A 23,279-nucleotide genomic window follows, 5' to 3' on the forward strand; every position below is an offset into this window, starting at 1 on the left:
GTGGACGGCCCCCAGTCACCGGGGGCCTCGTCTTCCCGCGCGAGCCGGCCTGGTATCTCACCGCCGGTCAACTATGACCAGTCAGGGGCCGTCACGGCACTGGCGATGGGCTGGTTCCAGGAGGCTGCGGGCACTCACGCTTGCACGGTGCAGCTAGCATCGCTCTCGGGCTGGGTGGTGCGCATCACTGCCGGCGCTGGTAGCTCAGCCCGAGCCGGCACGAGGGAAGCGACCGATGCAGGGTGGGACGACTGGCAGCTTAGGTGGCGGCTGACCGCGGTCACAGCGAGGCGGCCGAGCCGGCCGGCCTGCCTTGGAGGGGCAGAGCGCGAAACCACGGCACCCCCGGCAGGATTCGAACCTGCGACATGCGGCTTAGAAGGCCGCCGTTCTATCCGCTGAACTACGGGGGCATGCTCGCTCGCCCGGACGCTCGGGCCACGTTCGAGGCAGATGCCCGCTCCGCGGAGCTACCCAGCCGTCCGAACGCCCATTCGGGCCTCTCCTATTGTACCTGACCGGCCCACGCGCGTCAGGGTTCATGCAGAGAGACTGGCACGAGGATCGCCCCGCTGGTGGACCGGCCCGCGGGTGTCAGGGTTCACGCCGGGCGAGCCGAGCACCCCGAGCCCTAAGGGATCACTCCACACACGTCAGGTTTCTGCTGCTCCGCCGGGGTGCTGGCCGGCCAGGAGCGGCCGAACATAGGCTGTGCTACACTAGCCTGGCGATCGGGCTTCTGCGCTGGTCGTTCCGAGCGGTGCACCAAGAACCGGTCGCGCGAGCTGTTGGCCCGGCGCCAGGAGCCGGCGCCGGGCGCGTGGCATTTCGTATCCCGTGATCAAGGTGGACAATGCAGGGACGACAGGACGATCGGCTCGGTAGCCTCATCCAGGAGCATCTTCCCCGCATCGTCGATCTCACCGCGCGTATCTGCGCGATCCCGGCCCCGACGTTCCACGAGGCCGAGCGCGCTCGCTTCATGGCGGAGCAGTTCCGCCAGCGCGGCCTGGCAGTGGAGGTCGATAGTCTCGACAACGTGGTGGCGCGGCGACCAGGCGAGGGGCGCGCGCCGGCCCTGCTGCTGGCCGCCCATCTCGATACGGTCTTCCCGCCGGAGACGCCGATCTCGGTCGAGCACGGGGAGGGCTGGCTGCAGGGCCCGGGGATCGGCGATAACAGCCTGGGGCTGGCCGCCCTGTTGACGCTGGTCGACCTTCTCCAGGCCGCCGGCGCGCGGACGCCGGGCGACCTGCTGCTGGCCGCCAACGTCGGTGAGGAGGGTCTCGGCAACCTGCGCGGCATCCGCGCGCTGGTCGAGCGGTACGGCCCGGAGCTGGGCGCGGTCATCGCGGTCGAAGGCCACAACCTGGGACGGGTCACCCACATCGCGGTCGGCTCCCTGCGGCTGCGCCTCACCGTGACGGGGCCGGGCGGGCATAGCTGGGGTGCCTTCGGGCAGCCCAGCGCGATCCACGTGCTGGCCAGCATCGTCACTGAGCTGACCCGGCTGCCGGTGCCCAAGGAGCCGAAGACGACCTACAACGTCGGCCTGATCGAGGGTGGTGTCTCGGTCAACACGATCGCCCCGAGCGCGTCGGCGGTGATCGATCTGCGCTCGATCGATCCAGCCGAACTGGCCCGGCTCAGCCAGTCGCTGGCCGGCATCGTCGAGCGCCACCGGGTGGACGGTGTCGAGATCGCCGAAGAGGTGCTGGGCGAGCGGCCGGCCGGCCAGACGCCGGTCGAAGCGCCGCTGGTGCAGGCAGCTATCGGGGTGCTCCGCGAGCTGGGGCTGGAGCCTGCGCTCGACGCCTCGAGCACCGACGCCAATATCCCGATCGCGCACGGGATCCCGGCGGTCTGCGTCGGGTTGACCCGGGGCCGGGGAAGCCATACGCTACAGGAGCGCATCGAGATCGAGCCGATCCGGCTGGGCCTGGCGCAGCTCGTCCGGCTGGTCCAGCAGTTCCCCGTCGGGGCCGGCCCGGCGCCCTCGCCAGAACGCTCGGCCTAGAAGAGGGTTCCGCGCGTGAGCGAGATCTACGTCGCGCTCGACCTCGAAGCGACCGGGATGGATCCCGAGCGCGACGAGATCATCGAGATCGCCGCGATCAAGTTTCGCGACGACCGCGTCCTCGATCGCTGGGAGACGCTGGTTCGCCCGCGGGCGACGGTGCCGCTGTCCATCACCAGCCTGACCGGGCTCACCATGCGCCACCTGCGCCAGGCGCCGCCGTTCAGCGCGGTCGCGTCCAGGCTGCGCGAGTTCGTCCGCAACCACCCGATCGTCGGGCAGTCGCCGGAGTTCGACTTGCAGATGCTGGCCGCGGCCGGGCTGGCTCTCCAGAACCCCGTCTACGACACGTTCCAGCTCGCCACCATCCTGCTGCCGGATCTGCCGGCCTACAGCCTGGCAAGCATCGCCGCGCGGCTGGGTATCTCGGTCAACCAGCAGCACCGGGCGATGGCCGACGTCGAGACGACGATGGCGGTCTTCCTCGGGCTGCGCGATCTGTTGCTCGAGTACGACCCGGAGACGCTGCGCCGGCTGGCCGACTACGCCCGCTCGGCTGGCCTGCCGGTCGCTCGCCTCTTCGACGAGGTGCATCGCGAGTTGACCGGCCAGGGCGCTGGCGGGCTGGCCGACCTGCTGGCTGAGCGGCTGCGAGCCGCGCTGCCGGGCGTGAGCCATGCCCCGGAGGCAGTCTTCTTGCTCCAGCGCGATCGTCCCGAGCGGCTGGAGCCGACCGGCCGCGCGCGGCCGATCGACCTGGCCCGGCTGCGCGCCTGGTATGGCCAGGACGGCCCGCTGGCTCGCTCGTTCCCAGCCTACGAGGCGCGGGCCCAGCAGGTGCAGATGGCTGAAGCGGTGGCGGAGACGCTGAACCGCGGCGGTCAGCTCCTCGTCGAGGCCGGCACCGGTACCGGCAAGTCGCTGGCCTACCTGTTGCCGGCGGTGCTGCATGCGGTCGAGCGCGGCGAGACGGTGGTGATCTCCACTAACACGATCGCGCTCCAGGATCAGCTCTTCAATAAGGACTTGCCGCTGCTGAGGCGGGCGCTGGAGGAAGCCGCCCGCCGCGACCCTGAGCTGGCCCCGGCCGCGGCCTTCCGGGCCACGGTGCTGAAGGGGCGGAGCAACTATCTCTGCCTGCGCCGCTGGTTCCTGCGCCAGCGCGAGCCGGCGCGCTCGCCGGCCGAGGCGCTGCTGTACGCGAAGATCACCGCCTGGCTGCCGCAGACGAACACTGGCGACCGGGCCGAGCTGCATCTTAGCCCCGATGAGCAAGCTGTCTGGGCCCAGCTCGCCGAGGAGGAGGGCGCGTGCGTGCCTGGGCGCTGCGTCTTCCATCGCCGCAACCAGTGCTTCCTCTTCCGGGCACGGGCGGAGGCCGAAGCCGCGCACATCGTCATCGTCAACCACGCGCTCCTGCTCTCCGACATGCTGGCCGACAACCGCGTCCTGCCGCCGTACCGCCACCTGGTCATCGATGAGGCGCACAACCTGGAGGACGAGGCCACTGCCCAGCTCGGCTTCCGGCTCACCCAGGAGCAGGTGCGGGATCTCTTCCGGCGCAGCCTCTCGCTCGATAGCCTGGGCCGGTTCAGCGGAGTGCTCGGCGAGCTCTGGCAGGCGCTGGCCGACGTGCCCGCCCGCCGGGCGCGTGACCTGGCTCAGGATCTGCACGCCAGGATCGAGGGGCTTCTGCCAACGGTGGAGCGGGGGATCCAGCAGGTCGAGCGACTGTTCACCCAGCTCGGCGACTTCGCGCTGCGCTACCAGGTCGACCAGGGGAGCTACGAGCGCCAGGTGCGGCTGACGGCCGCCGTGCGGCACGATCCGGCCTGGGATCTGGTCGAGGAGGCGGCGGAGGACGTCGCGATCGAGCTGCGCGGCCTGCTTGGCGCGCTGAGCTGGACGCTGACCCGGCTCGGCGATCTCGCCGGCGACGAGCTCCCGAGTCAGGATGACCTGGTCACCGAGCTCGATCTGCTCGTCCGCGTCGGCCATGAGCTGCACGATCGCCTGGTCGAGACGGTCGCGGCCCCGTCCCCGGAGCGGGTATACTGGCTTTCGCTCAATCCCAGCACCGGTCAGGTGGCGCTCAATATGGCTCCGCTGGACGTCTCCGGCCCGCTGCGCGAGCATCTGTTCAGTCGCTGCGACTCAGTCGTGCTGACCTCGGCGACCTTGACGATCGAGGGGTCGTTCGGCTATATCCGCGAGCGGCTGGGACTCCCCGAGGCGCGGGAGCTGCTCGTCCCCTCGCCGTTCGATTACGCGTCCTCGACGCTCCTGTGCGTGGCCGAAGACCTGCCGGAGCCGGGAGAGCCAGGGTACCAGCGACAGCTCAACGAGGTGCTCGTGCCACTGCTGCGGGCAACGCGGGGCCGGGCTATGGTGCTCTTCACCTCGCACAGCGCGTTGCAGAGCACCTACCGGGCGATCAAGCGCCCGCTGGAGACGGCCGGGATCCTGGTGCTCGGCCAGCGGATCGACGGTAGCCCGCGCCAGCTCGTCGAGCGGCTCAAGAGCCGGCCGGAGACGGTGGTGCTGGGGACGAACAGCGTCTGGGAGGGGGTCGACATTCCGGGCGAGGCGCTCAGCGTGCTCGTCATCGCGAAGCTGCCGTTCTCGGTGCCGACCGACCCGGTGTTCGCCGCGCGGAGCGAGCAGTTCGCGGACCCGTTCCAGGAGTACGCGGTGCCACAGGCCGTGCTGCGGCTCAAGCAGGGGTTCGGGCGGCTCATCCGGAGCCGGACCGACTACGGCGTCTGTGTCGTGCTGGATCGGCGGATCTTGAGCCGGCGTTATGGTCGGACATTCCTCCGCTCGCTGCCGGATTGCCGGCTCGAGGTGACAACACTCGCCGAGCTGCCGAGCAAGGCCAGCGAGTGGTTGCATCGGCGCCAGGAGACGTTCCTGGCGACGTCGCCGGCTGGAGAGGAGGCGTAAGGTGGACAACCTCGATCGCAACCTAGCGATGGAGTTGGTGCGCACGACGGAAGCGGCTGCCCTGGCGGCTGCCCGGTGGGTGGGCCGGGGCGATAAGAACGCGGCCGATCAGGCCGCCGTCAACGCCATGCGACGCATGCTCTCGACCGTCCACATGAAAGGCGTGGTGGTGATCGGCGAGGGCGAGAAGGACAAGGCGCCGATGCTCTACATCGGCGAGGAGGTGGGAACTGGGGAGCCCCCGGAGGGAGACCTGGCCGTCGACCCTATCGACGGGACCCGGCTCTGCGCGAACGGCATGCCGGGAGCCGTCTCGACGGTGGCGCTGGCTGAGCGCGGGTCGATGTACTACCCGCCGGGGATCGTCTATATGAACAAGCTGGCTGTCGGGCCCGAAGCCGCGCACGCGATCGACATCACGCGCTCTCCGACCGAGAACCTGCACCGTATCGCCGATGCCAAGCGGATGAGCGTACGGCTGCTCACGGTGGTGGTGCTGGATCGCCCGCGGCACCAGGACTTAATCGAGGAGATCCGGCGGGCCGGGGCGCGGATCAAGCTGATCACCGATGGCGACGTCGCCGCCGCGCTGATGACCGCCTTCCCGGAGACCGGGGTCGATGTGCTGATGGGCATCGGCGGTTCCCCGGAGGCGGTGGTGGCGGCGGCCGCACTCAAGTGCGTCGGCGGGGCGATCCAGTGCACGCTCTACCCGCGGGACGAGGAGGAGCGCCAGGCGGCCGAAGCGGCTGGCCTCGACCTCAACAAGGTGCTGCACACAGACGACCTGGTTCGCTCGGACAACGTGTTCTTCGCCGTGACCGGGATCACGAGCGGCGACCTGCTCGATGGCGTCCGCTTTACGCATGAGGGAGCGCGGACGCACTCGCTGGTGATGCGGTCGCGCACCGGCACGATCCGGCGGATCGAGGCGGAGCACCGGCTCGGGAAGCTGCGGGAGTACGAGGCGTTGCCCTTTGACGAGACAAGGTAAGTGTGCTAAAGTAGATGTCGCGGGTACCGTATTCTTCGCTCCCGCCTCATCCTCCGCCGCACGGTAACGACTGGATGACGATAAGCCCAACGCGGAATCGGCACCGTTGCCGCGTTTCAACACCGACGATAGGTTGGATCCTTGCGCTGCAGGGCTAGACCCCGCTACGCGCTGCGCGGCTGTGGCGTTGCAGCCGGCAGCAGTGTGCGCGGCACCCTCATCGCCTCGAGGGTGAGGACCGATACGGGATGAGGAGCCTGCTCTCCCACAGTCGCCTGTCGGGCGCTGGGCCCCCAGCGCCGACTCCCGGCGCGACGGCATCCGCCTCGCGTGCCGATGCCTGGTCGTGCCCCCGCAGATCCAGCGAGACCAGAGTCTAGAACTGTCCTAGAGGAGGAATCGGAAACCATGAAGACGACGACACCGACATCCGTGGAGGAGGTCAAGGAGGCAGCCGGCCTTACCGTGTCTGAGCTCGAGACGAAATCGCTCGAAGAGCTTCAGACGATCGCTCGCGACTTCGGCATTCAGAGCGCGACCCGCCTGCGCAAGCCCGAGCTGATCAACCGTATCCTGCAGATCCAGACCGAGCAGCAGGGCGGCATCTTCGGCCAGGGCGTGCTCGAGATCGTCGAGGAGGGGTATGGCTTCCTCCGGGGCGAGCGGTACCTGCCGGGGCCGAACGACGTCTACGTCTCGCAGTCGCAGATCCGCCGCTTCGGGCTACGCACCGGCGACTGGGTCGCCGGGCAGGTGCGGCCTCCCAAGGAGAACGAGAAGTTCTACAGCCTGCTGCGGGTCGAGACGGTCAACGGCATGGATCCGGAGACCGCGCGGCGCCGGCCCAACTTCGATAGCCTGACGCCGATCTTCCCGATGGAGCTGATCAACCTGGAGACCGAACCGCACATCCTCTCGACCCGGCTGCTCAACCTGGTCGCGCCCATCGGGCGGGGCCAGCGCGGGCTGATCGTCTCCCCGCCGAAGGCCGGCAAGACCATCCTGCTCAAGCACATCGCCAACGGCATTACCGCGAACTACAAGGACATCCACCTGATCGTCCTCCTCATCGGCGAGCGACCGGAGGAGGTCACCGACATGCGCCGCTCGGTCGAGGGGGAGGTCATCTCGTCGACCTTCGACGAGCCGGTCGAGGACCACATCAAGGTGGCCGAGATGACGCTCGAGCGGGCCAAGCGGCTGGTCGAGTGCGGCTACGATGTGGTGATCTTGCTCGACTCGATCACCCGGCTGGCGCGCGCCTACAACCTGGCCGTCCCGCCGAGCGGGCGAACCCTCTCCGGTGGTATCGACCCGGTGGCGCTCTACCCGCCCAAGCGCTTCTTCGGCGCTGCCCGAAACATCGAGGGCGGCGGCAGCCTGACCATCGTCGCCACCTGTCTGATCGATACCGGTTCCCGGATGGACGACGTCATCTACGAGGAGTTCAAGGGGACCGGCAACATGGAGCTGCATCTCGACCGCAAGCTGGCCGAGCGGCGGATCTACCCGGCGATCGACATCCAGCGCTCGGGTACCCGGCGCGAGGAGCTGCTGCTCGACGAGCAGACCCTGCGCCAGGTCTGGACGATGCGGCGCATGGTCTCGATGCTGGGCGGTACCGACGGCACCGAGCTGGTGCTGGGCCGGCTGGCCAAGACAGCCAACAACGCCGAGTTCCTGGCCACGCTCAACAAGGACATCTAGCGCGACCGCCGGTGGTGTCGGGACGGTGGCAGTCAGTCGCCGTCTCCTCGCGGCCGGCGGTCGGCCCGGTTCACGGCAACGGATCGAGCGGCCAGATCGGTCGCCGGATGTGCCGGAACGGCAGCCGGGTCAGATCGCTGCCGGTAATCCCTGGGCCCTCTACCAGCACCACCCGCTCGGCGATCGGCTCGAAAGCAGCTCGGAAGTGCCCCTTCCCCTTGAGCGCGATCACCCGGCGCTCGGACGGCTCGATGCCGTGCGAGCGAAAGACGTTGAGGTCGATCGGCGACTCAGCGCGCTCGGTGACGAGCACCTCGACGCCGTCGCAGACCAGCACGGCGCTGCGTCCCAGGTCGACGACGACTCCGGCGTGCATCGGCCCGCGATTGACGTAGCGCCCGTCGGAGAGCATGCGCACGTAGCCGCGAACCGGCAACGGCGGTCCGTGCAGGCGGTCGGTCTTGCCGCCCAGCTCGAGCTCGACGGTCTGCCCTACCCCGGCCGCCAGGCAGGCCGCGACGGCGTCTGGGTCCTTGATCAGCGCCAGGGCTGCGTCCCGGACACCGTTCGAGAGCAGGAAGCGCAGCAGCTCGGCGCTGTCGCCCGGGCCGCCGGTCCAGGGGTTATCGGCGATGTCCACCAGAACAAGCGGCCCGGATCGGACCTCGCGGATCGCCTGGGCTGCCTCATCCCAGGAGGAGACACCACCGAGGAAGCCCTCGCGTAGCTCCCAGGCCAGCTTCCCCAGCTCCTCGGCCAGCTCCTGTGCCAGGGGCGGGTCGCCGTCGGTCGTGACCAGGACGCTCAGCCCAGCCTCCGGCACGTCGGCCGGCGGGAAGCCACCTGCGACGGTCACGTTCAGCACGTGAGGCATCGCTTCGAGCTCGTGCGCTCGGGCGATCAGTGTTCGCATCGGGTCACGATCGGTCGTCATGTTCTGCGAGGTCGGCAGCATCGGCGGCTTCACCAGCGCCTTCGCTGGCCGGATCTCGCCGCGGATGAGCCGAACCAGCAGGTCGCCCGCCTCTCGCCCACGCTCTCGCTGGTCCACGTGCGGGTACGTATCGTAGCCGATCAGGATGTCGGCTGCTTCCACCATCGACGCGCTGATGTTGGCGTGCAGGTCGAGCACCGCGACGACCGGTATGTCCGGCCCAACGGCCGCGCGGACTCGTCGCAGGAGCTCGCCGTCGGCGTCGCGGGCGTGCTCGGCTACCATGGCTCCGTGGAGCGAGAGCAGCACGCCGTCGAGCGGGGCAGCCCGTTCGAGCCCGTCCACCAGTTCCCCGGCCAGCGCCTCGAAGGCGTCGTGGGTGACCGTCCCCGAGGGGGTCGCCCAGACGGCGAGGATGGGCAGCGCGGTAAAGCCAGCACGCTCGGCGGCATCGAGAAAGCCGGCGATGGTCGTCGCGGTGCCCCGCAAGGCATAGACCATCTCTGCACCCCGGCGGATGCCGGAACGCTCGAACGCGGCCAGGTCGGTCGGCACGCTGCTGAAGACGTTCGTCTCGTGCGATAGTTCGGCGATGGCGACCCGCACGGGCCTAGGCCTCCGGCTGCTCGGGCAGGCCGAGGATCTGGCGCGCTTCGGCCGGGGTGGCCACCTCGCGGCCTAACTCGCGGGCGATCCTAACCAGCCGGGCCACCAGCGGCGCGTTGCCCTCGGCCAGTACCCGGTACGAGTAGTAGATGTTGTCCTCCAGCCCGGTTCTGACGTGCCCGCCCATGACCATCGCGGCCACGTTCAGCGGGAGCTGGTGCCGGCCGATGGCGCACACCGACCACAGGGAGTTCGGCGGGAGCTGGCGCACCATGTGGACGAGCTGGTCGACAGTGGCCGGCGCGCCGCCGCGGACACCGAGCACCATCTGGAACCAGTAGGGCGGCTGGAAGAGGCCGCGCTCGATGAAGCGGCGGGCGTTCTCGATGAAGCCGCTCTCGAAGCACTCGATCTCCGGCTTGACGCCGTAGGCCTGCATCTCCTGTGCCAGCGCCTCGAGGAACTGTGGCGAGTTGACGAAGACGCGCTCGCCGAAGTTGAGCGACCCGGCGTCGAAGGAGGCGATCTCCGGCCGCAGCCGCACCGGGGCGATCCGCTCCTCGTCGGGCACCTGGCCCGCCCCGCCACCAGTCGACATGTTGATGATCAGGTCGCAGCCGCGGGCACGGATGAGCTCGCGCACCCGGGCGTAGCGGGCCGGGTCGCAGGTGGGCCGGCCCTCGTCATCGCGCACGTGGATGTGGACGATGGCGGCGCCCTCGCGCCAGCACTGCACGGCCTGCTCGGCGATCTCCTCTTCAGTGATCGGGACATACGGTGTCTGCTGCCTGGTGGTCCAGCTTCCGGTGGTCGCCACCGAGATGATCAGCTTGTCCATCGCTCGCTCCGCTCTCCTGCTCAGGGACTAGTGCCAACCGGCCGCAGTGTACCGGTCGGCGTGGCGCAGCGGAAGACGAGAGAGGCTCGCGCAGGCGCGAGGGCGATCGCGAGATGCGGCTGTGTTGCCGGCGGGGCCGGTGCCCGGAAGAGATGTTCGAGTCCTCTGTGATCAGGGATGGGCAACCGCACTTTGCGGACTTGCACATATCGCGATATTGTGATATAGTAGAAGCGGTGTGCAAAAGGGTTGTGCTTCGGCGCTGCCACTTCGACGACGGAGGGTCAAGAGATGAGGACGCTGAGTGAGCTGCTCCGCCGGTTCCGCGACGGTGCCGGGACCGATCTGATGTTCGAGGACTACTACAGCGCGCTGCTGAGCCGGACGGGCGCCGGCGCGCCGAGCGCCAGCGAGGCCCGGCGCGACTTCGAGTCGGTGCGGCGCGTTGTCAGCCGCGCGCTGATCTACTAGCGCAACTAGCGCAACATTGCGCGCCCTGGTGGGCGCGAGACGCGTCCACCAGGTAGTCCCGATCGGCTCGCCCCGGCCGGCTAGCCTGGCACAGGCGAGCACGTGCGCGAACCCCTGGCATCACGGGCCAGGGGTTCGCTGCGCGTTGAGGCCTACCTCACCCCTTCAGTTCGATCTCGATGAAGACGAACTCGAAGGGGTTCTCGTTGATCACGTCGTGGGCCACGCCCTTGCTCCGGCTATAGGCCTGGCCAGCCACCAGCTCGGCCGTTGCTGGACCATCGGGGGTGTCGAGCCGGAGCTGGCCGGTCGTCATCGGCACCACCACGTAGTCGTAGGCATGTACGTGCCAGCCAGTGTGTGCGCCCGGCGCGAACCGCCATTCGGTCACGATCACTCGATCGGTCTCGAGCTGGCGAGTCGGTACCGCCAGCGGTCGTTCCGCATGCGTCCCCTCGGGCACCACCCTGCTCCTCCTAGCCAATCGCTCCAGGCGCCTGCTACGACGGTCACGCCTCGTAGACGGTCTCGCCACCGATGATGGTCTGGCTGACCCGGATCTCGCTCAGCCCCTCTGGGTCAACGACGCGGGGATCCTGCTCCAGGATGGCGAAGTCGGCCAGCATTCCGGGCCGGATCTGCCCCTTCACCTGCTCTTCGAAGGTCGCGTAGGCCCCGGCCACGGTATAGAGGGGGAGTGCTTCCTCCACGCTGATCGCCTCCTCCAGCGCGTAGGAGCGACCGCTCCCGGTCTTCTCGGTCACGGCTGCCTGGATGCACTTCAGCGGCTGGTACGACGACACGGGGCAGTCAGTAGAGAACACCAGCGTGATTCCGGCCTCGAGCAGGCTGCGGAACGGGTAGGTGAGCTGGATGCGATCCATGCCGAGATGCCGGATGAAGCCATCGCCGTACTCGGTGATGAAGATCGGCTGGCTCACGACCAGCACGCGCAGGGCCGCGATCCGCTCGATCAGATCGGGCCGCAGGATGCCACAGTGCTCGATCCGGTGCCGGTGGTCGGGCCGCGGCTCTCGCTCGAGCGCCTTCTGATAAGCGTCCAGCACCATCTCGATGCCTCGATCGCCGATGGCGTGCACCGCCACCTGAAAGCCGGCGTGGTGGGCCTGCCAGACGTACTCCTCGAACTGCTCCTGGGGCATCATGGTCAGGCCGTAGTTGTCCGGCCGCGGGTCGTTGAGGAAGGGGCGGCTGACGGCGGCGGTGCGGCCGATGAGGCTACCGTCGATGAACAGCTTGATCGGCCCGATGCGCAGCCGGTTGTCCCCGAAGCCCTGCTTGATCCCCAGCGCGATTAGGTGGGGCAGCAGGTTCTCCCGGATCATCAGCGTGGTGCGCAGCTTGAGCGCGCCACGCTGGACCGCCCGCTGGTACGCCTCGATCTGGAGCGGTGAGTCGCTGCTGGCATCGGTGCTGGAGGTGATGCCGGCGGCGGCGTAGGCCTCGCTGCAGCGCCGGAGCGCCTGGATCATGTCCTCGACCGTGGGCTCCGGAATGACCGTGTAGACCAGCTCCTGGGCCGTCTCTTGCAGGAGGCCGGTTGGCTCGCCGTGCTCGTCTCGCACGATATGCCCGCCCTGGGGGTCGGGTGTCTCCCGCGTGACGCCAGCGAGCCTGAGCGCCAGCGAGTTCACGACGCACATGTGACCCGAGCCGTTGACGATGATGACAGGGTGGTCGGGCGCGGCCTCGTCCAGATCCCAGCGGGTGGGGTGACGGCGCTCCTCGAGCTTATTGTCGTCGTAGCCCCGGCCCTGGATCCAGCTCCCGGGCGGGAGCTGCCGGGCACGCTCGGCCACACCCCGCTTGATCTCCTCGATCGAGCGCACAGCGGGGTATCCACAGGGCACGTGTCCTAAGGTGAGCCCGAAGCTGATCATGTGGTTGTGCGCCTCGTTGAACCCTGGAAGACAGGTGCGCCCGGCCAGGTCGAGCGTGCGGTAGCCGCGCGGCAGGGCGCTCGCGACCGACTCGCGATCGCCGGTCGCGACGATCCGCTCGCCGATGACGCCGACTGCCTCCACCTCAGGCTGCGCTGGGTTCATCGTCAGAATCGTGCCGTTGGTGATCAGGAAGGCATCTGCCATGTACTGTCTCCTGTTCCTCACAGCCCGCGCTGACCGGTCACCGACAGGCGATGGGACGGTAGCACGGTTTGCCTGACGGCTCAAGGCCCGGGGCACTCACTTGACATATTTCTCCAGGCAGCGTAGACTGCCCATGCGCGGCATCATGGTTGCCGGCCACCAGCAGGCGGGAGCACCGGATTGGATGAGGTGGCGTGGACGTGACCGGCAGCGCGGTGGAAGAGCCAGCCTGGCCCAGTCTCGCGGCGCCTCTCCGCGGTGCTCCTACTTCCGCGGCTGTCGAGCGAGCTGATCGACCTGGGTGAAGGGAGTGAATCAGGATGCGCCATGAGGGAGAAGAGTTCATGCAGGCCATGCAGCAGCAGCGGCATGGCATGATCCAGGCTGAGAACGCGCTGGTGCGCACGCTCGAGCGACTGGGAGTGAGCAGCTCCGGACTCTATCTGGCCGGCATGCTCTCGATCCTGGTCAGCCTGGCGGAGTTCGTTACCGGCCTGTTCGGCGGCCAATTCACCAAGGGCCCGCGCTGGGAGCGGATGGGCGTGTTCGTTGGCCTTTGGGTCCCCACCTTCCTGATCCTCGGGAAGATCATGGAGGATCGGGAGCGCATGCGCGGCGAGCGCGTGGCGTAACCTTCGCGCGGGCGTTCCAGGCGAAACCGAGACCAGTGCGATCGTCGGGGCCAGGAGTGACCCTCCTGGCTCTCTGCATTACCGCTTGCCTCTTGCATCGTACAGTGCACCAGCGCCGGTGGAGCTGACAGGAGCCACACGATCCCTGTGTACACCGGCGCTCGACTCCTGTCCTGCGCGAACGTGGCTCCACTGCAGGCCCACGGCGAGGTCCCGAAGCCAGTTCCCAGCAGCTCACGCCGGGCTAGCTCCACACTGCGCGACGGGTTACGATCAGCGCGGGCGGACGCGCAGCGCACCGGAGGGAGGGTATCCCGCGTGGCCGAAGAGACCACCGAGCAGTGGCCGTTTCCGCGCTCCTACCTCAAGCTCTGCCAGGGCTTCGCCCGCTCGCTGACGAGCCAGCTCGATCCCGAGCCTGGCGACTGGCTATGGGGGCCAGCGAACGGGGTAGAGATCGTGACTATGCCCCCGCAGGGGCGCAGCCCGGAGCAGGTGCTGCTCCCGCGCCTCGAGCGTCTGCTGCGCCTGCTCCAGGAAGAGGCGCCGGTGTTCGTGCTGGACTACAACCAGGGGGACTATGCCTGCCTCGCCTTCGACGAGGCCGGGCGATCGCTCGCCAACGTGGTGGCGCCGTACCCGGCGGAGGCCGTTCTGCGCGCGATCTTGTTCATCCGGGCGGAACGTGCCGCAAACGTCACGCGTTCCTCGACGCACGACCGGAACGGTGGACGAGATGCTATGATGCAGTAGACGACAGGCCGTAGAGCAAATCTTTGCAATAGGTGCGAGGAGGGGTCAATGGCTCCCGAGGATCCGATCAGGCGCGAGGATCTCCGCGGCACCTGGGCCATGGAGCATGCGGACGATATCCCACCTGCACGACGGAAAGAGCTGACCCGGCTCGCGCTCGAGCACGGGCTGGAATCGGCTGAGTCGATCCGCGATCGAGAGATCCCGCTCTTCAACCGGGGGCAATGGGGTTTCTCGAACAGCGGCACGTTCTTGCGCGTCCCGTTCCTCCACGATATGCGCGAGCTCGGCGGGCAGGACGTCGCGTTCGTCGGTGTGCCGCTCGACACCGGTACGACCTTCCGCTCGGGGACTCGCTGGGGGCCGGAGGCGATGCGCCGCATCTCCTCGCTCAGCGGCGGGTCGAACCTGGTGCTCGGCGTCGACCTCGTAGAGTCGCTGACGATGGTCGATGTCGGCGATGTCTCGGTGATTCCCGCCAACATCGAGAAGAGCTTCGACCAGATCGACCGAGCGATCGGCTATATCATCGAGCGCGGCGTCTTCCCGGTCGTGCTCGGCGGAGACCACTCGATCGGCTATCCCGACATCCGGGGCCTCGCGCGCTACATCGACGGCAATGTGGGGATCATCCATTTCGACCGCCACAGCGATCTCAGCGAGTACAACATGGACGAGCGGATGCACGGCACCCCGTTCTTCCATGCGACGAACATCCCGAACGCGCCGCCTACTAACCTCGTCCAGATCGGGATCGGCGGCTGGACGAGCTCGCGCGACGGGCTACGCAATGCCCGCGAGCGCAGGGCGACAGTGATCACCATCGACGACGTCGATCGCTACGGGATCGAGCGGGTCTGCGAGTACGCGCTGGAGATCGCCTGGAAGAACGCGCGCTGCGTCTATCTGAGCTTCGATATCGACTGCATGGATCCGGCATTCGCGCCGGGGACCGGGACGCCCGAGCCAGGCGGCTTGCTGCCGCGCGAGGTGTTCCAGATGCTGCGGCTGATCGCCCGCGAGGGGCTGGCCGGGATGGAGGTCGTGGAGGTCTCGCCTCCCTACGATGTGGCCGATGTGACCTCGCTGCTCGGCACCCGGGTGATCATGGAGGTTCTCGGCACGCTGGTGCTCAACCGCAAGCTGGGGCGGATCCCGCAGCGCGACGAGGCGCCGGGCGAGCCGTCTGCCGGCAGCGCGGAGGCGGATCGCGGGTAGCCTGCCGGGTCAGGACCGGTGCCCTATCCTGGCGCGATACCGGGGGTACTCGCCGCGGAAGCTGGCCGGTGTAGCAGCGAGGCGAGCCCGCCGATCCGTAGCGCCAGGACGATCGCTACTGCGAGGGGAATCCAGCCCAGCGGGCTGTAGATGACGCCTCCTACTGCCGGGTCGACGCCGTGCAGGAGCAGCAATGGTAACCCGCCGATCGCGTTGAGCGAGGCATGCGCGATCGTCGGCGCCAGGACGCTGTCCGAGGCGAGCTGGAGCCAGCTCAGCAGCACGCCCGCCAGCGTGCAGAAGACAATGAAGAGCGGCACGCCGAGCAGATTGTGGCCCGGGTAGTTGTAGCCGATCAGGTAGATCAGTGGCGCGTGCCACAACCCCCAGATCGCTCCGTGCACGAGCAGACCGGGCCAGGGGCCGAGTACCGTCAGTAGTCGGGGAAGCAGATAGCCGCGCCAGCCGAACTCCTCCCCGAAGGCGAAGACACTGTTGATCGGCACGGCGAGCGTCGAGGCCAGGAGAGCCTGCATCAGCAGGACGGCGGCTGGAGGGAGAGGGAACACCTGCCCGCTCTGGCTCGGCGCCTCGCGGAGCGTCTCGAGGTTCCAGTCGATCGGGTACAGCGGCAGGCTGACGGCGATCGCCGAGAGCGTCAGCACCGGGGGCCCGAGCCAGGCAAACAGAATGTAGCGCCCGCGCGGCCAGCGCAGTCCCGCGTCGGCGAAGCCGCTGCGCTCGACCCAGCGGCGCGCCACGAACGCCCCGACGGCCGGTGGCCACATCAGCGCGGCAGCGCTCACCAGCATGGCCGTGCCGGTCAGTATTGCGGGGAGGTCAGCCAGGGCGCGCTGAGCCGATACGAAGGCTATCTGGGCGGCCCAGGCGAGCCCGAACGCCAGAGCCAGGTAGACGGTTACTCCTCGCCAGGCGACGGGTGGCCGGCCGGTCATCGCTGCCGGCTGCGCGTGAGCATGCCAGGCACGATCACGACGAACCAGGCTGCCCCCGCGCCGAGGATCGGCAGCAACTGGCCAAACAGCGGCGTGCCGCGCAGGATAAGCGCGGACGCTGCCAGGATGGCCGCCCACACAACCACAGCGCTGGCCAGGTACACGGACGTGGTTCGGCTCATGATGCTCCCTTTCCGACCGTTCGCTCTGACGTGGTGGCCGGCCGCGAGGGGCCGGGATCGAACCGCCGCAATTCTATCGGGTTTCAGAGGCCTGGCCTTGCTCGCCACTCCGGGCTGAGCCCGGCCTCGCGCAGGAGCTGGCGAATGCGCCGGAGAACGGCATCGGGCTGGGCCCGCTCGGGTAGCTCCACCAGCAGCCGCTCGCTGGCGACCAGCTCGACCATGAACCCGGCCTGAGCGAGCTTCTCGCGTGCCTGCTCGAGCTGGTCCGGCTCAGCCGCCCTGACGACCAGGGCATGCGCGAGCCAGGCGGGGCGGTGCTCCGTCATCCACCGCTGGAGTCGCTGTGCCAGCTCGCCGGGTGGCGGTTCGCCGAGCTGCGCTTCGAGATAGCGCAGGATCTGGCTGAGCTGCAGCCCGCTGCGCAGCGCTCGCAGCAGGCTACTTCGCGTGACCCGGTAGCGCGCCGGCGGGCCGAGCTCCGCCAGATCGGCAAAGGCGGAGAGTGCCCAGACGAGAGCTGGCGACGGGTGGATGACGGCGATCCAGCCGTCCTCGTCGGCTGCGATCGCTGGGCCGGTGCGGTGCGGTGAGGGGGGCGCGCCGTGCAGCCCGAGCAGCCAGGCGCCAGCATCGGTCAGCCTGACGACGACCGCTCCGTCGGCATCACGGCCGTACTCCACGATCCCCAGCCAGCGGCCGGCACTCCCGAGCGTGGCCGCGATGACCTGCTCCAGTGCCTCTGCCCGGTCACGATCCGTCCAGGCTGCACGCGGATGCTCCGAGAACGGGCTCCGCCCGGAGCTAGCCATCTGCGCGCTCAAGCGGGTGACTACAGTTTCCAGCACGTACCACTGCTCGCTCCGCAGTTCGCGGAGGCCGGTGAGCAGGCGCGCGCGCAGGGCCGGCCAGTCGATGCCCAGCCCGGTGATCAGGGCCTCGTGGTGGCCTTCGGGCCAGCCCGGCAGGCGACGCCAGGCGCGGAGCAACCGGCGCCCCTGCTCGGGGAACGGGAAGCGAAGCCAGGAGCGGATCCGCTCGCGTGGGGCCGGCGCGCCGTCACCGTCGATCAGCCCGAGGCCCACGGCGAGCGCTCCGAGGAGCGCGAAGTAGGCCGGCGGCGCCTGGCCTGGCCGGCCGATCCACAGCCGGCCGTCCACCCGCCGGAGAACCGCCGTCGGTGGAAGTTCCTCGTCCGGGCGCCAGCGACCCCCGGCAACTATGAGCGCGCGCAGGACGGTGAGCAGATCCCAGGCGATCGCCCAGGGGTAGGCGAGTGGAGAGGTGGTCACGGCCTCCGACGTCGCCAGAGCCGGCAGCGGGCGCGATTGTGGCTGGGCTGGCTGTCGGAGCGCGCTGGGGACGAGTAGCAACAGTCTTCCCTGGGCGTCGTAACCGCGCCACAGGACGCCGAGCTGTGCCAATTCGCGGACCGCTCGCCGGTATTCGCCGAAGGAGGTCCCCGTCTCCGACTGGGCCTCGCCGGCCGGTGCTGGCCTGGATTTCGTGTTCAGCCAGCCCCAGAGCCGCGCGGCGGACGGAGACAAGGCATCGAGCTTCTCAGCCAGCCAGCGCCGGTCCTGCAACCGCTGCACCGCGAAGCGAAGCGCTTCCTGGCGCTGCGTCACGGCCGGCAGGACAGTCATGCCCAGGTGCTCGGCCAGCTCCAGCAGCTCGACGTCCTCCAATCGCTCGAGGAACCACGCGAGCGGCTCGTCCCCAGTGGGCGGGTGGGATCGCTCGTGATCGAGTCTCGATAAGGTATGAGCGATCTCGGTTGGCACGTAGAAGTGCAGTTTGGGGTCGTCCGGCTCCTGGCTCCGCTCCGTGGCGATCAAGCCGATGCGGTACAGGCGACGCAGCGAGGGCAACACCGCGTGCGCGTCCAGCCCGAGCGCCGCTGCCAGCGACTCCAGGTCGAGCGGCCGCGGCGCCTTGACCAGCGTGCCGAGCACCTGCTGCTCGCGAGGTGAGATCCGTTCCCAGGCCAGCGCCAGGCTCCAGGCATCGGTCAGCACCGGGTAAAGCTGGCCGGCCTCCCGGTGCGGGTCGATCCCCTGCAGCGGAACCTCCCAGAACTGGGCGACGCTGGACAGGCTCTGTGGCGAGCGCTCGATTAAGCGGCCCAGCAAGTTGCGCATGGCTGCTCCACGGTGGTACCGGTATCCGTAGCAGAACTATAGCGGTCGTACGCGGGCTGGGAAAGGGTCGCGATCAGCCGCCGAGTTGGAGAGCCAGCTCGGCCAGACCCGCGGACAGAATCGTCTCGTCGCGGACGAGCGCGCCGAAATGGATTGCGTGCAGCGGGATCGCGCGGGCGAGCGCCTGACTTCGGTGGAGCAGGCCAGGATCGTCCCGGCCGTAGGTCGCGAGCATCGCCGCGACGATCTCCTCAGGGAAGCCAGCGAAGTCGATGGCGGGGTCGCCGATGCAGGCGTCGCCGAAGTCGATGACACCGGTCACCTCGCCGGTTGCCGGGTCGATTAATACGTGGTCGGGGTTGAGATCGGCGTGCACGATGGCGGGAGTGAATCGCCGCGAGCGCGGGTCGTTCCGGTATTCGGCCCAGAACGCCTGGAGCCGCCGAGCGGGCTCTTCCCCGAGCGCTCGCTCGACGATCGGCAGCGTGTCTTGGGCGAGTTGCCAATGTCGCTCGACCCAGGCTTCCGGAGCGTAGAAGACCGCCGCGCAGCGGTCGGCCAGCTCGACTGGCGCGTCGTGGAGCGCGCGCACGAAGGCCCCGAGCGCGCGCCCGATCTGTTCCAGGCAGAGGCTACTGGCCGGCATATCAGCCATCGGCCTGCCGGGCAGGGCACGGTAGCCGACGAAGCGCCAGGGGTAGCCGGGCAGTGGCCCAGCGACGAAGTCGAACCGCGGGATCGGCAGAGGCAAGCGTGGCGTAAGGCTCGGCAAGAGGCAGCGCTCGACCTCGATCGCCCGCGCGACGTCGGCACGGCGAGGGAACCGGAATACCAGCTCGCCGTTGACGAGCACGGTCGTGCTGTCCCAGCCGGCGCCGAGGAAGACGATGCTCCGAATGTCCAGTTCCGGGAACGCCGCCTCGATGAGTTGGCGAAAGCGTACCGTCTCTTCCACCTGTCCTCCTCTTCTCAGGATGCTATTCTGGCAGCCGGGCCGGTGTGGCTCACAGGAGCAGCGCTTGCACGATCTGGTTCACCCATGACGACGCTGACACGGCGAGAGTTCTTTCACGACGTGATCGGAGCGCTGCGCAGCCGGCTACCTGCCGGGCTGGCAGATTTTCGCATCGCGCAGGCGCAGCATCTGTTGAAGATCTACTACGCGCAACCGCGCATCCACTACGAGGTCTGGGTGAATGGCCGTGACAGGCACATCGAGATCGGCCTGCACTTCGAAGACGGGCCCGAGAGCACCGAGCAGCTCTTGCTCTGGCTCGACCGGCACATCCTGGAACTGAAGCATGAACTGGGGCCGGAGACGGAGCTGGAACGCTGGACGCAGAGCTGGGGCCACCTCTACCAGCACCTTCCGTACCAGCCGCTGACCGAAGCGCTGGCGGGAGAGATCGGCCGGCGACTCGCTCGCTTCATCGTCGTCGTTGAGCCGCTGCTGCGCGAGTGGAGACAGGCGCGGACGAGGCTCTCCGCTGCTCGCCGTTGAAGGCTGAGCCCGAGATCACCCTGAAGGTGGCCGGTCAGTCCTCGCCGCCGGTGACGAGGCTCTCACCGGCCGGCGCAGGCAGCTCGGAAGCGGTAGCGAGCCCTGCAGAGCCGAGGCCGATGAGCGCTGGCGAGGAGCGGGCAGGCGCTGGCTGCTCGCCGCGCCGGACTTCGACCAGCACCGAGGGGTAGAGGGCGAGCAACGTGACCATCCCGATCGCTGTGCGGAAGAGCACGCCCACGGAGCGATAGGTGAGTGCGATGAACGTCGCGCGGCCGAGCCCGATGCCGATGTAGTTCAGCATGCCGGCCAGGCTCGCGTCGCTGGCTCCGATTCCACCAGGTGTGGGGACGAACAGGTGGGCCAGCATGCTGAAGCTGTGGACGTACAGCCCTTCGGCGAAGGCCACTCCTCGCACGGTCAGCGCGTTCACCAGGATGCAGACGACCGTGACCGAGAGCAGAGTCGTGCCGACGCTGAACACGGTGCCGCCGGTAAGCACGCCGGAGCGCAGCATGCGCTTCAGGTGGATCCGAAAATCCTCTTCGGTCGGGACAAGCCGGCGGGTGATCCGGCGCTGGCTCATGGCGCGGAGCAGCCACTCGGCCGGCCGCTCGCTGCGGAAAACCGCGATCAATACGGTAGTAATCACCGCCGCGAGGGCCGGGATCAGGAGCTGAACGGGGCGCTGCTCCGTCAGCAAGATCGCCGCCGTCGCCAGGGCGGAGACCGCCAGGAAGTCACCGAACATCTGCACGATCAGGCCAGGTGCGGCTTGGCGCATGCGTACTCGACCCCTGGCATGCTCCTCGACCAGCCGCGCGCTGAGGACGGAGCCTCCAGGAATGGCCGTGGCTGCCTGGGCGGCGAGGTAGCTGGTCAAGCCATCGATAACCCGGATGTCGAGATGAGCCGCGCGGAGATAGAACGCCCAGCGAAGTCCCTTGAGTATCTCGTTCGCGAGGAGGACGATGAGCAGCGAGAGGGCTGTCCCAGCCGACAGGCTGAGCAATGCCGTCATGAGCGCGCTGAGGTCGGTGAGGACGGCTATAGCGAGAACCGAAGCCAAAATTGCGACGAAGAAAACCAGCCGTTTCATGCTGGCCGGGTAGTCCCTCCCACCTGTTGCCTCACAGCCAGGAGGCGCTGAAACCTGCGCGGCTCCGCATCGACTGCCGGATCGATCACATCGGGTCCGCGAGGCGTTCGCTCGGCATCGTCCCGCGGAGCCTCGTCAGACTGCACCCTTCGTGGACGCCACCTCAACTGTACCATGAATCGCTCTTCGGTCAACACCGGTACTGGCCAGGCTCGTCGTAAAGATCGGTACACGCTGATCAGCAGTCGAGGGGCCTATCCAGGACCGGGTGGGAGCCATCCGGCTTCACGCAGCATCTCGACCACTAGCAATCCATGCGTGATCTCTCTGCCTGTCCCGGCTTGATCGGGCCACCATTCCAGACGGCCGTACTCGAAGAGCTGCGCGGTGTACCAGCGCCCATCCGGCAGGTCGACGCGGTATTCCTCAGTGATCGGTAGCCCTAGCGTGTGCTGGCCGCCGTGGTCGATCCAGTACTGCTTGAAGCCGAAGCTCAGCGAATGTCCGCTCTCGGGGAAGTACCAGCGCTCCGCGCTGTCCTCGAAGGGCGCCACCGGAACCCAGGCATCCGCTGGGGCCGACGTGTAGTAGCCAATCGGCACGGGCTGGATCGCCTCGGCCGCCGGAGCCGCCGGGTCGTACGTCAGGATCGCCCGCTCGAAGTACTGGACGAAGCGTACTGCCCCATCAACGCGAACCTCGCGGAAGAACTCGCTGATCGGAAGACCGAAGACGCGCCAGCCGCCGTTGGCCGACCAGTAGTCCATGAGCAGCTTCGGGACGTTGTGACCGGTCTCGGGGAAGTACGCGTATCGTGAGGGGTCCTTGGCCGGCACCGGATCGAGCGGTGGCCGGTTGCCCGGGTTGACGGTCGGGACATCCTCGTAGCCGGAGGGGGCGGCTGGGAGCTGGGCCGGTGCCTTGACCATCCAGAGGAACGTGATTGTGACCCAGTCCGACTCGGTCATGCCCAGATCGTGCCAGAAGGCACCGTCCGCGATGTCGATGCCGGCGGGGCTCTTTACCTCGCGCCCCTTGCCGTCGCGGCCATGGTTGTAGTCGCTGAAGTAGGCGGCCGCCGCTTGCGGAGTCCCCTGGGGCAAACCCTTCCAGCGGCGCTTCTCCGGCGGGTCCCAGTAGTTATCGTCGATATTCCAGGGGCCGACATCCCAGACAGGCAACACGACCGATCGCCCCTTGTACTCGATCAGTACTTGGTACTCGTTCCCGCCGTTCGAGGAGAGGACGCAGGCACAGGGCAGGGCCACGAACCGGTCGTTCTCCTGGATCACGTGGCCGTTGGCGGTCACCTGCCCGACCAGCCCCAGGCGATGCGCGTAGACGCGGAAGGTCGCGCCGGGGGAACCGGGGAGCGGAGGGGGAGGCGACGCGCTCTCGCCGGAGGTCGCGCGCAGGTAGTCTGCTTGAGCCCAGCCTACCAGGCCGTTGTAGCTCACCTGCCACCAGGTGATGCTCTGCCCGTCTACCTGGGGACCGCCGATCACCAGCATGGCTGCCCCTTCCGGTGCCACCGTGAGCACCGTCGCGCCATAGCCGGGCTGCTGGCGGACGTTTAGACCCTGACCATCGGTGCCGGACACTTGCGCGGTGACACCGACTCCCAGGCTCGTGGCAGCCGACGATCCGCTCGCCTGCTGGGCCCGAGCGGGAGCGTCATCATCAGAGGACAACGCGAGGAAATCGCTCAGCGCATATCCGGCGAGGTCGCCGTAGCTGACCGGGATCCAGACGTTCCCCTCGGTGTCAATCGTCGCCGTGCCGGTGACCCGTACCTCGGCTCCCTCGGGCATCACCGCGAGCGTGGCGGCCGCGAAGCTCGGGCCATCGCGCAGTCGCAGCCCGTCGCCATCGGTACCGCTGACAAGAGCGATGCCGCCAGGGGCGAAGTCGGTGGCAAGAACAGGAGAGAGAGCGGTGGTACAGAGCAGGAGCGAGCAGAGGGCGAGACAAACGAGAACCCGCTTCTTCCCCAATCGGCTCCCCTTCCCCATCCAGGTGTCCCGCTCCGTGATCGCTCATGCGTGACCGGGCGATCACCGTGCCTGCAACGTAGCACCGGCCACGCGGGTCATTCCCCCATGCTGGTCGACTCCGCGGCCCCCGGCCGGTGTACGGTCCTGGATACGGCTCTCTTGTTGTGATGGAGGCTACCACCGCT

The 23,279-nt window shown here is 68.3% G+C and carries 19 protein-coding genes and 1 tRNA gene; 9 read left to right on the top strand and 11 right to left on the bottom strand.

The features are described 5' to 3' along the window. Window positions 1-340 precede the first annotated feature (340 nt). A tRNA-Arg gene (locus NET02_RS04290) sits at window positions 341-413 on the bottom strand. A gap of 440 nt (window positions 414-853) precedes the next feature. On the opposite strand from NET02_RS04290, the gene NET02_RS04295 reads away from it, so the two are divergent. From NET02_RS04295 to rho, 4 genes are all read left to right on the top strand, one after another. Then, on the top strand, window positions 854-2,017 hold the full coding sequence (locus tag NET02_RS04295; RefSeq protein WP_284056138.1) for a M20/M25/M40 family metallo-hydrolase: 1,164 nt from the start codon (window positions 854-856) through the stop codon (window positions 2,015-2,017). A 15-nt stretch (window positions 2,018-2,032) separates the two neighbouring features. Next, entirely contained in the window at window positions 2,033-4,960 is a 2,928-nt protein-coding gene (locus tag NET02_RS04300) for a helicase C-terminal domain-containing protein (protein ID WP_284056139.1), read from the top strand. A gap of 1 nt (window position 4,961) precedes the next feature. Next, the gene (glpX, locus tag NET02_RS04305; RefSeq protein ID WP_284056140.1) at window positions 4,962-5,954 is read left to right on the top strand and encodes a class II fructose-bisphosphatase; all 993 of its coding nucleotides are present in this window, start codon (window positions 4,962-4,964) and stop codon (window positions 5,952-5,954) included. 408 nt (window positions 5,955-6,362) lie between these two features. Next, complete coding sequence (gene rho / locus NET02_RS04310; protein ID WP_284056141.1) at window positions 6,363-7,661, top strand: transcription termination factor Rho; 1,299 nt, start codon at window positions 6,363-6,365, stop codon at window positions 7,659-7,661. Between the two features lie 70 nt (window positions 7,662-7,731). Here rho and NET02_RS04315 read toward each other — a convergent pair whose 3' ends face one another. Beyond that, window positions 7,732-9,201, bottom strand: a complete 1,470-nt coding sequence (locus NET02_RS04315) for a M81 family metallopeptidase (RefSeq protein ID WP_284056142.1) — start codon at window positions 9,199-9,201, stop codon at window positions 7,732-7,734. Window positions 9,202-9,205: 4 nt separating this feature from the next. Next, entirely contained in the window at window positions 9,206-10,039 is an 834-nt protein-coding gene (locus tag NET02_RS04320; RefSeq protein ID WP_284056143.1) for a beta-keto acid cleavage family enzyme, read from the bottom strand. 291 nt (window positions 10,040-10,330) lie between these two features. Between NET02_RS04320 and NET02_RS04325 the strand changes: the two genes are divergently transcribed. Beyond that, on the top strand, window positions 10,331-10,510 hold the full coding sequence (locus tag NET02_RS04325) for a hypothetical protein (RefSeq protein ID WP_284056144.1): 180 nt from the start codon (window positions 10,331-10,333) through the stop codon (window positions 10,508-10,510). Between the two features lie 157 nt (window positions 10,511-10,667). Here NET02_RS04325 and NET02_RS04330 read toward each other — a convergent pair whose 3' ends face one another. Further along, entirely contained in the window at window positions 10,668-10,973 is a 306-nt protein-coding gene (locus tag NET02_RS04330) for a cupin domain-containing protein (protein WP_284056145.1), read from the bottom strand. Window positions 10,974-11,019: 46 nt separating this feature from the next. Further along, window positions 11,020-12,618 (bottom strand): amidohydrolase, encoded by a 1,599-nt coding sequence (locus NET02_RS04335; RefSeq protein ID WP_284056146.1) that lies wholly within the window; start codon window positions 12,616-12,618, stop codon window positions 11,020-11,022. Between the two features lie 320 nt (window positions 12,619-12,938). On the opposite strand from NET02_RS04335, the gene NET02_RS04340 reads away from it, so the two are divergent. The 3 genes from NET02_RS04340 (at window position 12,939) to NET02_RS04350 (ending at window position 15,221) form a co-directional block, all read left to right on the top strand. Further along, window positions 12,939-13,250: a hypothetical protein gene (locus NET02_RS04340; protein ID WP_284056147.1), complete on the top strand. Its 312-nt coding sequence runs from the start codon at window positions 12,939-12,941 to the stop codon at window positions 13,248-13,250. Window positions 13,251-13,568: 318 nt separating this feature from the next. Further along, window positions 13,569-14,003 carry a hypothetical protein gene (locus NET02_RS04345; RefSeq protein WP_284056148.1) on the top strand — a complete coding sequence of 145 codons (435 nt, stop codon included), beginning with the start codon at window positions 13,569-13,571 and terminating at the stop codon, window positions 14,001-14,003. A 48-nt stretch (window positions 14,004-14,051) separates the two neighbouring features. Next, window positions 14,052-15,221 carry an agmatinase family protein gene (locus tag NET02_RS04350; protein WP_284056149.1) on the top strand — a complete coding sequence of 390 codons (1,170 nt, stop codon included), beginning with the start codon at window positions 14,052-14,054 and terminating at the stop codon, window positions 15,219-15,221. Window positions 15,222-15,244: 23 nt separating this feature from the next. Here NET02_RS04350 and NET02_RS04355 read toward each other — a convergent pair whose 3' ends face one another. The 4 genes from NET02_RS04355 to NET02_RS04370 form a co-directional block, all read right to left on the bottom strand. Continuing rightward, window positions 15,245-16,177 carry a CPBP family intramembrane glutamic endopeptidase gene (locus NET02_RS04355; RefSeq protein WP_284056150.1) on the bottom strand — a complete coding sequence of 311 codons (933 nt, stop codon included), beginning with the start codon at window positions 16,175-16,177 and terminating at the stop codon, window positions 15,245-15,247. Continuing rightward, entirely contained in the window at window positions 16,174-16,359 is a 186-nt protein-coding gene (locus NET02_RS04360; protein WP_284056151.1) for a hypothetical protein, read from the bottom strand. Before NET02_RS04360 ends, NET02_RS04355 begins: the two co-directional genes overlap by 4 nt. Before the next feature lie 83 nt (window positions 16,360-16,442). Further along, complete coding sequence (locus tag NET02_RS04365; protein ID WP_284056152.1) at window positions 16,443-18,500, bottom strand: helicase-associated domain-containing protein; 2,058 nt, start codon at window positions 18,498-18,500, stop codon at window positions 16,443-16,445. Between the two features lie 73 nt (window positions 18,501-18,573). Continuing rightward, window positions 18,574-19,455, bottom strand: coding sequence for a phosphotransferase (locus NET02_RS04370; RefSeq protein ID WP_284056153.1), 882 nt, complete (start codon window positions 19,453-19,455; stop codon window positions 18,574-18,576). Window positions 19,456-19,539: 84 nt separating this feature from the next. Between NET02_RS04370 and NET02_RS04375 the strand changes: the two genes are divergently transcribed. Beyond that, window positions 19,540-20,001 (top strand): hypothetical protein, encoded by a 462-nt coding sequence (locus tag NET02_RS04375; RefSeq protein WP_284056154.1) that lies wholly within the window; start codon window positions 19,540-19,542, stop codon window positions 19,999-20,001. A gap of 34 nt (window positions 20,002-20,035) precedes the next feature. Here NET02_RS04375 and NET02_RS04380 read toward each other — a convergent pair whose 3' ends face one another. Both NET02_RS04380 and NET02_RS04385 read right to left on the bottom strand, forming a co-directional pair. Then, window positions 20,036-21,100, bottom strand: a complete 1,065-nt coding sequence (locus NET02_RS04380) for a lysylphosphatidylglycerol synthase transmembrane domain-containing protein (RefSeq protein WP_284056155.1) — start codon at window positions 21,098-21,100, stop codon at window positions 20,036-20,038. 254 nt (window positions 21,101-21,354) lie between these two features. Next, entirely contained in the window at window positions 21,355-23,112 is a 1,758-nt protein-coding gene (locus NET02_RS04385; protein ID WP_284056156.1) for an SH3 domain-containing protein, read from the bottom strand. Between the last annotated feature and the right edge of the window lie 167 nt (window positions 23,113-23,279).

Source organism: Thermalbibacter longus, assembly GCF_023806485.1.
Taxonomy (GTDB): Bacteria; Chloroflexota; Chloroflexia; order Thermomicrobiales; family Thermomicrobiaceae; genus Thermalbibacter; species Thermalbibacter longus.

Bases quoted from the DNA above. Each gene is read 5' to 3' on its own strand.
- NET02_RS04375 (WP_284056154.1), top strand. From the start codon at position 19,540: ATGACGACGCTGACACGGCGAGAGTTCTTTCACGACGTGATCGGAGCG.
- NET02_RS04360 (WP_284056151.1), bottom strand. From the start codon at position 16,359: ATGAGCCGAACCACGTCCGTGTACCTGGCCAGCGCTGTGGTTGTGTGG.
- NET02_RS04365 (WP_284056152.1), bottom strand. From the start codon at position 18,500: ATGCGCAACTTGCTGGGCCGCTTAATCGAGCGCTCGCCACAGAGCCTG.
- NET02_RS04340 (WP_284056147.1), top strand. From the start codon at position 12,939: ATGCGCCATGAGGGAGAAGAGTTCATGCAGGCCATGCAGCAGCAGCGG.
- NET02_RS04380 (WP_284056155.1), bottom strand. From the start codon at position 21,100: ATGAAACGGCTGGTTTTCTTCGTCGCAATTTTGGCTTCGGTTCTCGCT.
- NET02_RS04320 (WP_284056143.1), bottom strand. From the start codon at position 10,039: ATGGACAAGCTGATCATCTCGGTGGCGACCACCGGAAGCTGGACCACC.
- NET02_RS04385 (WP_284056156.1), bottom strand. From the start codon at position 23,112: ATGGGGAAGGGGAGCCGATTGGGGAAGAAGCGGGTTCTCGTTTGTCTC.
- NET02_RS04295 (WP_284056138.1), top strand. From the start codon at position 854: ATGCAGGGACGACAGGACGATCGGCTCGGTAGCCTCATCCAGGAGCAT.
- NET02_RS04335 (WP_284056146.1), bottom strand. From the start codon at position 12,618: ATGGCAGATGCCTTCCTGATCACCAACGGCACGATTCTGACGATGAAC.
- rho (WP_284056141.1), top strand. From the start codon at position 6,363: ATGAAGACGACGACACCGACATCCGTGGAGGAGGTCAAGGAGGCAGCC.
- NET02_RS04325 (WP_284056144.1), top strand. From the start codon at position 10,331: ATGAGGACGCTGAGTGAGCTGCTCCGCCGGTTCCGCGACGGTGCCGGG.
- NET02_RS04355 (WP_284056150.1), bottom strand. From the start codon at position 16,177: ATGACCGGCCGGCCACCCGTCGCCTGGCGAGGAGTAACCGTCTACCTG.
- NET02_RS04350 (WP_284056149.1), top strand. From the start codon at position 14,052: ATGGCTCCCGAGGATCCGATCAGGCGCGAGGATCTCCGCGGCACCTGG.